This is a genomic window from Lysinibacillus halotolerans, assembly GCF_003711845.1.
GTDB classification, from domain to species: domain Bacteria; phylum Bacillota; class Bacilli; order Bacillales_A; family Planococcaceae; genus Ureibacillus; species Ureibacillus halotolerans.
Genome location: NZ_RHLQ01000071.1, coordinates 1 through 11574 on the forward strand (window position 1 = coordinate 1; position 11574 = coordinate 11574).

Annotated in this window: 11 protein-coding genes; 9 read left to right on the forward strand and 2 right to left on the reverse strand. The window is 35.7% G+C overall.

Annotation, left to right across the window (positions count from 1 at the left end):
* Window positions 1-487 precede the first annotated feature (487 nt).
* The gene (locus EC501_RS17275) at window positions 488-958 is read right to left on the reverse strand and encodes an SMI1/KNR4 family protein (protein ID WP_122973591.1); all 471 of its coding nucleotides are present in this window, start codon (window positions 956-958) and stop codon (window positions 488-490) included.
* Window positions 959-981: 23 nt separating this feature from the next.
* Window positions 982-2235, reverse strand: coding sequence for an HNH endonuclease signature motif containing protein (locus EC501_RS18690; RefSeq protein WP_241559394.1), 1254 nt, complete (start codon window positions 2233-2235; stop codon window positions 982-984).
* A 311-nt stretch (window positions 2236-2546) separates the two neighbouring features.
* On the opposite strand from EC501_RS18690, the gene EC501_RS17285 reads away from it, so the two are divergent.
* From EC501_RS17285 to EC501_RS17325, 9 genes are all read left to right on the forward strand, one after another.
* Window positions 2547-3278, forward strand: a complete 732-nt coding sequence (locus tag EC501_RS17285) for a hypothetical protein (protein WP_122973592.1) — start codon at window positions 2547-2549, stop codon at window positions 3276-3278.
* Window positions 3271-3456: a hypothetical protein gene (locus EC501_RS17290; RefSeq protein WP_122973593.1), complete on the forward strand. Its 186-nt coding sequence runs from the start codon at window positions 3271-3273 to the stop codon at window positions 3454-3456. The genes EC501_RS17285 and EC501_RS17290 overlap by 8 nt, the downstream gene beginning before the upstream one ends.
* Window positions 3457-4101: 645 nt before the next feature.
* Window positions 4102-4548 carry a hypothetical protein gene (locus EC501_RS17295; RefSeq protein WP_122973594.1) on the forward strand — a complete coding sequence of 149 codons (447 nt, stop codon included), beginning with the start codon at window positions 4102-4104 and terminating at the stop codon, window positions 4546-4548.
* Between the two features lie 129 nt (window positions 4549-4677).
* Window positions 4678-6318 carry a helix-turn-helix domain-containing protein gene (locus EC501_RS17300; RefSeq protein WP_122973595.1) on the forward strand — a complete coding sequence of 547 codons (1641 nt, stop codon included), beginning with the start codon at window positions 4678-4680 and terminating at the stop codon, window positions 6316-6318.
* An 86-nt stretch (window positions 6319-6404) separates the two neighbouring features.
* Window positions 6405-7856 (forward strand): aldehyde dehydrogenase family protein, encoded by a 1452-nt coding sequence (locus EC501_RS17305; protein WP_122973596.1) that lies wholly within the window; start codon window positions 6405-6407, stop codon window positions 7854-7856.
* A gap of 11 nt (window positions 7857-7867) precedes the next feature.
* Complete coding sequence (locus tag EC501_RS17310) at window positions 7868-8743, forward strand: NAD(P)-dependent oxidoreductase (RefSeq protein ID WP_122973597.1); 876 nt, start codon at window positions 7868-7870, stop codon at window positions 8741-8743.
* A 59-nt stretch (window positions 8744-8802) separates the two neighbouring features.
* Window positions 8803-9999, forward strand: a complete 1197-nt coding sequence (locus EC501_RS17315) for a M20 family metallopeptidase (protein WP_122973598.1) — start codon at window positions 8803-8805, stop codon at window positions 9997-9999.
* A 33-nt stretch (window positions 10000-10032) separates the two neighbouring features.
* A complete protein-coding gene (locus EC501_RS17320) occupies window positions 10033-10899 on the forward strand; it encodes a DUF3100 domain-containing protein (RefSeq protein ID WP_122973599.1) in 867 nt (288 codons plus the stop codon).
* An 8-nt stretch (window positions 10900-10907) separates the two neighbouring features.
* Complete coding sequence (locus EC501_RS17325; RefSeq protein ID WP_122973600.1) at window positions 10908-11363, forward strand: hypothetical protein; 456 nt, start codon at window positions 10908-10910, stop codon at window positions 11361-11363.
* Window positions 11364-11574: the final 211 nt, after the last annotated feature.

The window sequence follows — 11574 nt, forward strand, 5'->3', positions numbered from 1 at the left end:
GACACAATTAATGTAGCGGGGACTTGGGGTGACTGGCAAGTCTATTTTTTTTGCACAAAATTAGTGAAGGACTCTGCATTTTTCCTTTGCAAAGCTCTGCATTTTTATTTTGCCATACACAGCTATCTCTTTTCTCATTTGAAAGTATATCTTCATTGTTTCTTTTATTGACACATTTATCACCCTTTACTTATTCAAAAATTTTTCAAGTAATTCAGCATACTCACTATCATTTCCCCAAACCCCTGCAGATTTTTCTGCATTATGTATACCCTGATTCATGTCCATTTACATATCCTTGAACTGCTTGAATTCTTTGTTCAACTCTCAATTTAGCCATAAAAAAAACCCCTTAAAAATTAGATTGGCGTCTAACTTTTAAGGGGCAGTTTAAAAGGCAATCAGGTGCTTTCTTCCATACTGTAAAATTTATCCATTATTAATATCACATTTATTCATATATTTTTAATTTGTACTCTCTTTGTTTCTATTCAAGTATCTTTAAAAATTCAGAAAAGTTATCTGCCACATTATATGTAACAGGCTCAAACTCACCGGATTCTTCATGAGACCATATACAAACAGATGGATTATTTTTATCTGTTCTAAAATCTAAGCATACAAAGTCACCCGCAAATACACTAGCTATTGGCAATACCTCTGCCCCTAATAAGTCTTCATTAGCAGTCAACCTTTCACCTATTTGTGAAAATACAACATCTATGTCATAAATTCCTTTTGGATGATTCTCAATATCATCTAATATACACAAAAACCTTTCTATCGCATAACCACGGTTGTTACACTCAAATGTTGCTTCCTCAACCTCTACACCATTATTTTCTTTTATAAATTCTAAGAAAGACTCTGGTAATGAAAGTCTCCAAAACTTTTCGTGACTTTTTATTAATTCCTCCGAAGGCAATGGCCTTACTATAGTGTCCTGTTTTATTTTCATATTTCTTCTCCTTTCTTTACAAGCTATCTCGGTGCATCTGCCCACATTCCAGTAGATCTGCCACCATTATGAATAGTTATATTGTGTATTCCAAATGGTACTAGCTCCATTTTACCTGGTACTTCAGTATGGTGCCATGTCATACCTTCTGGTCTTCCTCCAATTACGTTATCTAGCCATTCAAATTGTGCCTCGTCAGACTTTAACCAGAGACTTTCTGGTAAATCTTTAGTTTCTACCACAAGTCCAACACTCTTGAAATCTGCAAAACCATACCTCATTCCATCTGCTTTAATAACATTTACATTGGGAATCAGGCCATCGGCAATTGCTTTTTCCTTAATCAATTTTCGCTGACGGGCAGTTAAATACTCTCCACCATGAAATGACTTATTCCATGACCAAGTTTTGTTTGTTTGAATTTTTTCACTGTATAGTCGAGCAAAATCATCAACAACATCATCAAAAGTTTTAGTACCATCAATAAACTCATCAATGTTTTTTAAGTTTACTTTACCTGTACCCTTATCTACCTGCTTCTTCTCAATATCCTTTATGTATTCCCCTAGTTGTTTTACTTCTAGATCAGAAATTGTTTTATCTTGAATCTCTTTCGTTTTATCTACAGATTTTGAGAGGTTTTTTATATCTTCTGCTTTATCTACAGTTTTTGCAATGTCTTTTGAATTATCTACCGCATCCATCGCAACTTTTGCAGCTTTTAGCGGTTTGCCTATTGGTAACATGAATGCCGCCGCTATGGCTTTATCCGAAAGTGATGCGTTCGGGTCAAATAGAGTCTCTATGTCGCCAAATAAAAAATCATAAGCTAAATCCCCTAATTGGGCAAGACCATCCGGTGTTCCTGAACCATTTCCTCCCAATACTTGCCTTTGCCCTTCATATGTAAACAAATATTCACCAGTATTTGGATCAACAGGTCTATCTGTATTAAATTGAGCGTATTCGTTTAATACTTGTATTTTACCATTTTCATCAATAGTTATGTTATTTTTCCCAATCACATTAGGTAACATAGGAACTTGCCTAGCAATTTTCTGTTCAGCATCTCCATACTTATCCATCGAATTTTGAAGGAAGGATACTAACTTCTTCATATTCTTTTCAATCGTTTGTAATTCATTTGATATTTTGTACAATTGATCACCGATGCCATGTCGTGCTTTAATACGGTAATCGATATGAGATCGGATGGATGCAATTTTATCTGTTGTATTCGATACTTTAGTGGCAACTTGTGAAAAACTAGGGGTCAAATCATTAACTCTATCAATATCGACTTTTATCTTTGACATGAATGTCCTCCACAAAATTAGTTATGGATAATTATATCAAATTTGGAAAAATTAAAACAGGTAACCAATTTTCCAATAAGATACTCCCGCAATCTCCATACATGAATTTTAATGAATGCTAAAATCCTTAATTATAAGGGTTTTGGCGTTTTTTTGTTATGTTTCACCTGTTTGCATTTTATTGTAGTTAACAAAGGAAAGGATTCATATACTGGAAAAATTTGTTATAAATTAATGTGAGGGGCTTTCGCGGAAATGAAGGTGATTCAGTGATGAAATTCAAGGAAATTGAAAAAGCATTAATTCAATTAATAAAAATTCTACTTTATTTTGCCATTGTATTAATAATGATTTATTTAATTTGTACTGTATATAATTGGATTATCAGTTGGTTCTTTTATGAATTTAAAATAAAGGATAAGTTTATGTACTTATTTGGAGATATGGATATAAAACATCAGATTGCTCTACCATTTTTTGTGGGCATTATCGGTAGTTTTTCGACCTCACTCATTATGTTATTAAAAGGGCAAACAGATGTAAAAATAACGTTGTTTAATGGTTCCTTAGAAATACTTAATTGGATTGTTGCGGTTATTACCGCTTGTTTATTAGGCGGTATAGCGGGTGTTGGAGCTGTCAATATTTTGAATAGTGATGGTTCCGTGACGGAGGTTTTAGTTATCGCTCTTGTCGCAGGGTTGAGTGGAATTACTTATTTAAAAGGCATTGCTTTAATGAGTGGTACGGAAGAAAATGAGATCTTTAAAGCAAGAGTGGATGAAGTCATTGATAATGGTCAAGTGCTATTAACGTATGGGGAAATACCCAATAATGAAATTTTAGATAGTTGGGAAGACTTTATTCAAACATGGGTCGAATATTATGTTGATCAATTTAAAAACGATAATCCCACACACACGAATGAGGAATTTCACGCATATCTTATAGAGCTAGAAGAATTAATTGATAGGATATGGAAGGGAGATGAGGTGGATGGATAATTTAAAGCCCTCTGATGTAAAGAGTATCAAAAATATTATTCGGAAAGCTCGTAAAGCAAAATCCTTGAGTGAAATCAATCATTACAATGAACAGCTAAAAAGAATTGACGCTAAAAATCGAAGAAAAGCAGTAACAAATAACATTCTAGCAAGATATAAAAATAGTGAATCATTATAATTTTATATGAAATAGAACCCTACATATCTGTAAAATGTGGGGGATTTTTATTTTTCTGTTATATAATGACCATTCGAGTAATTGGACATAAATTGATTTTGGTTAATTTGAGTAGAGTAGGATAACCAAAACGAAAAATAAAGGAATCATCCCCAAGATGCCCAATATAAGTATCGAACGTTTCGCAGCAGAACGTAGTATTAAAGAACAATCAGCTGCATTTAAAGCGATTAAGAAATAAGTTAGCAGACACTAGGTAAAAATCTACCTAGTGTTTTTTTCTTTGAAACTACTAATTTGATGCCGGTTTGGGCTTATAAATATGGATAAAAAAATTACAAGCTAAAGGTTGGTAAATGAATTTGATCCAGTTGGGATGGAGGAAGGTCGAAGGATGACCTTCTCCAATTGGCTAGAATCTAGAATAAGGACAAAGGTATTCAATGTAGGTGAAAAAAGTACATGAATGAAAGAGATTATGGATTAGTAATTTGAGTATAAGAATATGGTAAAATAGGAGGCTTTTATATTTTTAATTTAACACTATAAATATTAAGATATCAGATTAAAATAAGAGTATAAGTTTGTTAGAGTGAGTATTTAGCTTTTCAGCTGATTCAACATATTTCAAGCGGGGTGTGAGATTTGAGTCCTACATCAATTATTATAATTTGTGGATTAATAGTAATTCTATTAATCATATGTTTAGTTACATTTTTTTTCAAACTTTCAATTCGGAAAAAAATTTGGGGATCTTCGGGTATATTACTGATTCTGGTTATAGGTTACTTCGCATTATTACCTAAATTAGTTGAATTACAGATTAATGATGCTATTGAAAAGCTTAATACGTATCTCACCACAATATACCCTAATGATTCATGGAGTGTAACAGATACTGATGATGATAAATTAAATAAGACTGTGGAGCTTCATGTAAGATTTCAAACAGAGACTGATATCGTATATAGCTACAATATTACAGGTGAAAAAATTGAACAAATTGATTTTTGGTCAATCGATGGTAAAAGTTCTAAGGACTTAATTAACTCGGAAACTAAACCGCTACATTTAGAAAAGAAAATTAAGTAATTACTTTATCAAAGAATCTCCAAAATATAGTAATTGTTAAAAACACAGAAATTACACAATATTATGAATTTAAATGCTAAACTATTATTTATAATAACCACCATTAACTTAATAGAGTAGGTGTTTTGCATGACCAATAATCTAGCTAATAACTCTTACCTCACACTATCAAAAGCCAAAAAACTGTTAGAGATTAATAAAATGTTAACTCAGTCTTTAAAACTAGAAGAAGTATTGAAAAATTTAATTACGGCTGCTAGTGAGCTCGTTCAAGTGACCGATACTTTTATGATTTATTTGTATGATGAGTTAACGGGAAAGCTGAAAATAGCTGAGGCGATTGGTGTTGAGATTGAACCGCTTAAAAGAATCGAGTTTGCACCGGGTGAGTCGATTACGGGGAAAGTGTTTTTAGAAAAGAAGTCCAAACTATTTAAATCTGAACAAGAGATCGATTTTTATATGAGCAATATGTCGGAAGAAAATTATCAATTTTATTATGAAGGGGTTCGGAGGCAAAAAATTAAAAGTGCCTTTTGTGTTCCGATTCTTTATCAAGATTCCTGTCTTGGTGTTTTGATTGTTGATAATTTTAACCAGGATGGGATTTTTTCCGATGCCGATTTAGAAGTCATTCAAATTATTGCTGATCAAAGTGCCATCGCCCTTGAACATTCTCGGGTTTATCAAAATTTATTGCAAAAAAATGAGATGTTATCGAATACGATTTCCATTCATAAAAAGTTTTATCAATTCATTATTGATGGGGAAGGCATTGGACAGATCCTTTTGTTATTAGAAACTTTAATTGGCTCGAAAGTTGTTCATCGTGAGACGAATCTTTATCATGAGGACAGCAATTATTATCCGATCGTACGAAGTCATGAAATACTCGGCGTATTAGAGCTGGAGCGACCCTTCGAAACATTTCCTGAATTTGAACAATTAATTATTGAACATGCCTGTTCTGCCATCGCACTGGAATTAACGAAAAATAGTGCATTATTGGAACAAGAATTTCATTTTAGACAGGAAATTTTTAATCAACTATTACATGATCTCACCAACTCTGATTTAAAACGAATCTTAACCTATTTACAGTGGAATGAAGTAAGTGATATCCAATGTATTATTATTGAAGGTTCAGCAAATCCGTTATGGGATCGCAATAAATTAACTGATAAACAATGGTTAGTTCTTTCCTTTGAAAATATGTTAAAAAGCATTTGTACGAATAGCTTTATCGTGGCGAATGCATTTCAATTAATCGTCGTTCTACCTGATTTGAAAGATGATCAACTAAGTCAAATTATTAACGAGATCGAGATGATTGTGGGCAAAGAAAAAAAAGTGCTCATTGGAATTGGGCGGAAAACGAGTATTCAACAAATAGCCATTTCTTATCATGAAGCGATCCAGTCCATTAATTACGCAAAGACGACGAAACAATCCTATATTGTGGAATATGCCAAACTCGGTATGGAGCGGTTGTTCCATGATTTAGAACCCCAAAGGATTGAAATTTTCATTCAAGATAAGATTGGCAAGTTATTAAAAACCGACTTCCTTCTAATCGACACGTTACTTAGTTTTATCAATCAAAATAAAAACCATAAAGAGACAGCTAAAGCGTTACATATTCATGGGAATACGTTATATTACCGGTTAAGAAAAATAGAAGACATCCTACAAATCGATTTGAATGATGAAAAAGAGTGGGTTGATCTCGTTATCGCTGTTCAACTATATGTGGTGAGTCACAAAAAGTAATGTTTATTTTTGTGATTTGCCACATTCATTTTTATAATTTTGAATATTAAAATTATTCAAAATAAAGAGATGAGAGGTGAACTAGAATGACCGAAACGTATTTTAATTATATTAATGGTGAATGGGTTCAAGCAATATCAGGTGAAGTCTATCCAAGTATTAATCCTGCCAATGCAGATCATATACTTGGCTATTTTCAAAAATCCGATCAAAAAGATGTCGACATCGCAATCGACGTTGCAGAGAAAGCTTTTAAAATATGGTCAAAAATTGCAGTGCCTGAACGGGGAGAAGTATTATTTAAGCTCATTAACTTATTGGAAGAACAAAAGGAAGAGCTTGCTACGATTATTACAAAGGAAGTAGGAAAGACGTACAAAAATTCCTTAGGAGAAGTCCAAAAAACGATCGAAGCAATGAAACAATTTAGCGGGGAAGCAACCCGTTTAACAGGAGAAACGATTCCTTCCAATGACCCAGATATTTTTGGGTACACAGTGAGAGAACCTTTAGGGGTTGTCGGGGTAATCGCTCCTTATAATTTCCCCCTCGGTATCGGGATATGGAAAATTGCACCGGCAATTGTTGCAGGAAATACCGTCGTGTTTAAACCAGCAAGTAATACTTCTTTAATTAGTATAAAAATTATCGAGTTATTTGAAAAAGCGGGTGTCCCTAAAGGAGTTATCAATATGATCACAGGGCCTGGTGGCGTCATTGGACGAGCTATAGGGAATCACGCAAAAATTAAAGCGGTATCCTTTACTGGTTCAACAGAAGTAGGCTTGGCTCTAGGACGAGCTGTAACGAACCGGGGAGGAAAAATGCAAGCGGAGATGGGTGGAAAGAATGCATCGATCATACTGGAAGATGCCGATTTGGATGAAACGATTCAAAATGTCGTTATTAGTGGCTTTTTTGATAATGGACAACGTTGTACCGGAACAAGCAGATTAATCGTTCCAAGAAGTATTTCCAAAGAGGTCATTGCTCGATTAGTTGAAGCAGCAAACGCTCTAACCATTGGAGATGGCTTTGATGAAAATGCCGATAATGGTCCAATCATCGACGAAAATCAACTGAACTTGTATTTAGAACATGTGAACGACGCCATTCAAGATGGAGCAGTCCTTGAATGTGGTGGAAAGAGGCTAACGGATAATGGGTTGGATAGAGGGTACTTTATTGCACCAACCGTGTTCAGTAATGTCAATCGAGAAATGCGAATTTTTAAGGAAGAGATTTTTGCGCCGGTTATTGCCGTCATTGAAGTCGATTCCTATGAAGAAGCATTGGAAGTAGCCAATGATAGTGAGTTTGGATTGTCTTCTACTATTTATACGAAAGATTTAGCAAAGGCCATGCACTTTGTTAAACATATCGAGACAGGTGTGACCCACGTGAATATTCCTTCCAACTATTTTGAAAATCAATATCCTTTCGGTGGGAAGAAAGCGTCGAGTTTAGGACCGCGGGAACAAGGCTCAACAGCGTTAGAATTTTGGACTGAATATAAAACGGTTTACATGAAGGCATAGGAGGGCTTTGGATGACAACGGTTGGAGTAATTGGCTGTGGTTTAATGGGAAGTGGCATGGCGAAAAATTTAATCAAACATCATTATAATGTCATGGTCTACGATATTAATGAAGAGGCAGTGAAAAAGCTAGTAAACGAAGGGGCAACCCCAGCTTCCGCACTTGAAGAATTAGCGGGTCAAGTTGATTTTGTCATTTTATCGTTAACATCACCGGATGTAGTGAAAGAAATTGTTTTAAATGAGGAGACTGGAATTCTATTCCGAATGAAGCAAGGCACTTTCATTTTGGACATGAGTACCAATGACGTCAATATCACAAGACAGATCCATCAAAAAGCTCAAGAAAAAGGCGTTGAATTTTACGATTGCCCGTTAAGTGGTGGACCAGATGGTGCGAATAATGGAACGCTCACTATTATGATTGGTGGGAGTGAAGAGCGACTAGATGAAATCCTCCCGGTTCTACAAGCGATAGGGAAACATATTGAATATTTAGGTGAAAGTGGTGCAGGGCAAATCGTCAAGCTATGCCACAACATGGTTGTCGGCGGTGTCATTTCATTATTAAGTGAAGCCTTTTTAACGAGTGAAAAGGCAGGCGTTCCAAAAGAAAAGCTTGCCTCCATCTTGCAAAAAGGTAGTGGACAAACCCGAGCGATGGATGTTTTCGGTGTAAATATCCTGGATCACACTTTTGACAATGTGAAATTTTCCTTGGCCAACATGACAAAAGATATTCATTTATATCGAAATCTAGCAGAAGACAACCAAATAGCTACTTTTGTCAGTGATAGTACCCACCAGCTATTTCATTTAGGAAAAAATAAAGGAAAAGGAAACTTAGATTCATCTGCTATTTACAAAGTGCTAAAAGAAATTGTGTGAAAATTAAGAATCTATTTCACAAACTTAACATAAGAAATAAATAAAAGGAGGTTAATAGAATGCAAAAATTATTTGATAGTTTAGAAGAAGTTTATGAGGAGATAGTAGAAATACGGAGGCACTTACATGCGAATCCGGAACTTTCATTTAAAGAAGTAAATACGGCTAAATATATTGCTGAATTCCATGAAAAGTTAGGACATGAAACGAAAAGGGACGTTGGCGGAAACGGGGTTGTTGCTACTTTAAAAGGTGATCAACCAGGACCGACAGTTGCCCTGCGTGCTGATTTTGATGCACTGCCGATTGTTGAACAAACGGATTTACCTTTCAAGTCCAAAAATGAAGGGGTCATGCATGCATGTGGCCATGATGGTCATACGGCCACTTTACTAGGCTTGGCAAAAGTATTAAATAAAATGAAGACAGAACTACAAGGAACGGTAGTCTTTATTCATCAACATGCAGAGGAATTACCTCCTGGCGGTGCCATTTCAATGATTGAAGATGGTTGTTTAGATGGTGTTGATGTTATTTTTGGTACCCATTTACAAGCTCAAATGCCATTAGGGGAGATTGGTTATCGCGCGGGTGCCCTTCAAGCAGCACCGGACATGTTTAATATTCGTATCCAAGGTCGCGGGGGACATGGTGCATACCCACATCAAACAATTGATAGTATTGCGGTAGGAAGCCAACTTATTAATAGTTTAAACCAAATTGTTAGTCGGAAAATTAATCCGTTAGATTCGGCGGTTATATCCGTTACATCCTTTGTAGCAGAAAATCCATACAACGTGATTGCTGATCAAGCAGAGATGCTAGGAACGGTTCGAACGTTTAAAGAGGAGACTCGGGCATTGATTGAACAAGAGATGGAAAGAGTCGTAAAAGGCGTATGTGAAAGTGCGAATGCAAGTTATGAATTCACTTATACTCGTGGTTATCCAACACTTATTAATCATGAGGAAGAGACGGAATTCGTAGCCGAATTAGCGAAGAAAGTACCTAGTGTAACGGCAGTAAAAGAAATCGAGCCGGTAATGGGCGGTGAAGATTACGCGTACTATTTACAACATGTAAAAGGAACGTTCTTCTTTACAGGTGCACGCAATCCTGAGTGGGAAGTGTCTTACCCACACCATCATCCGAAATTTGATATTGATGAGAGAGCACTATTAATCGCAGCAAAAACACTTGGATTAGCGACGCTCGAATATATGCAAGTACACGCTAAAGAAGTTCAAGTGAAGTAACTACGAATAGATTCAGGAAAAGGAGGCAAGTGTATGGAGGGAAATGCAGCAGGTTTATGGAAAGATTGGAAATTACATGTTTTAGTATTAGCAATCGTTTGTGTGACAGAGTTAATTGGTCAGCATAGTATTTCGGTTGGGGTGGGAATTATTTTATTACTGCCTATGCTTTATGCAGTCATTATTGGGATTGCAGTTTATTTCACACCCCTTGTAACAAAAAAGCAGTCGGAAAAAGCTGAAACATTAGTTTATATTACATTAACGTTATTAATTGCAAAGTTCGGTGTACAAGCAGGGCCAGCCCTACCTCAATTGATTGAGGCGGGCCCCGCTCTCATTCTCCAAGAGATTGGAAATTTAGGAACAATTTTAATCGCCCTTCCGATTGCCATTTTATTAGGATTGAAGCGAGAAAGTATTGGAATGACCCACTCCATTGGACGGGAACCGAATTTAGCTTTAATTACTGATAAATTTGGACTGTCTTCTCCCGAAGGCCGTGGAGTGATGTCGATGTATATTTTCGGTACGGTATTTGGATCTATCTTTTTAGGGTTAATATCTGGATTCCTAGCGACAGCGACACCTCTTCATCCTTATTCCTTTGGAATGGCTACAGGAGTGGGAAGTGGAAGTATGGCCGCTGCCTCTTTAGGACCTTTAGTAGCGGCATTTCCTGATATGGCCGATACGATTACTGCCTTTTCGGGAGCTAGTAACTTATTAACTTCTGTTACGGGCTTGTATGCAAGTATTTTCATAGGATTACCATTAACAGAAAAGTTATATAAAGTATTAACAAAACGAAAAAATAATCATGATCCAATTATGGAAATGGAATCAAATATTGAAGTAATAACAGAGGAAGAAAAGAAGAATCCAAAACAAAGGTGGTGAAATAATCGATGCTAAAAAATATTCAAGAATGGGTCATATTGATGATTATTGTATCGTTTATGGTCATCATTGGAAACTGGATTGGCTACGAAGTTATGCCACTGGAGTCACTTCCTGGAATAATTGTTTTGGCTTCCATCAGTTTACTTGGATTAATCATTCATCGAGCGATTCCATATAAAGGGATACCGAGTATTGCTTACATTGGTATATTAGCATTTATACTATCAATGCCAGCTGTACCAGGATCTGAAAAAATCGTCGAGTGGACAGGCAAAGTCAATTTACTAGCTATTGCCACACCGATTTTAGCCTATGCAGGGATTTCAATTGGTCGTTCCTGGACGGATTTTGCGAAACTCGGATGGAAAACGGTCATTGTCGGGATGTTTGTCCTATTAGGTACATTCTTAGGGTCGGCAATCGTAGCAGAGATTATTTTACGTATGCAAGGTATTATATAAAATTTTATAATAATCCAAAAAACACCCCGTAAAAGTAGACGACACTCTATCTTTACGGGGTTTTAATTTCATATATATACTTTAAAATTATGGCTCTAAAATATTTGTTGGGGTACAGATAAAATTCAGAAAAAATAAACACGCAATCTCCTAATTTTGTTAGACTTTGTTTAGACCAATAAACAAAACAAAAGGGAGATGCGTGTAATTG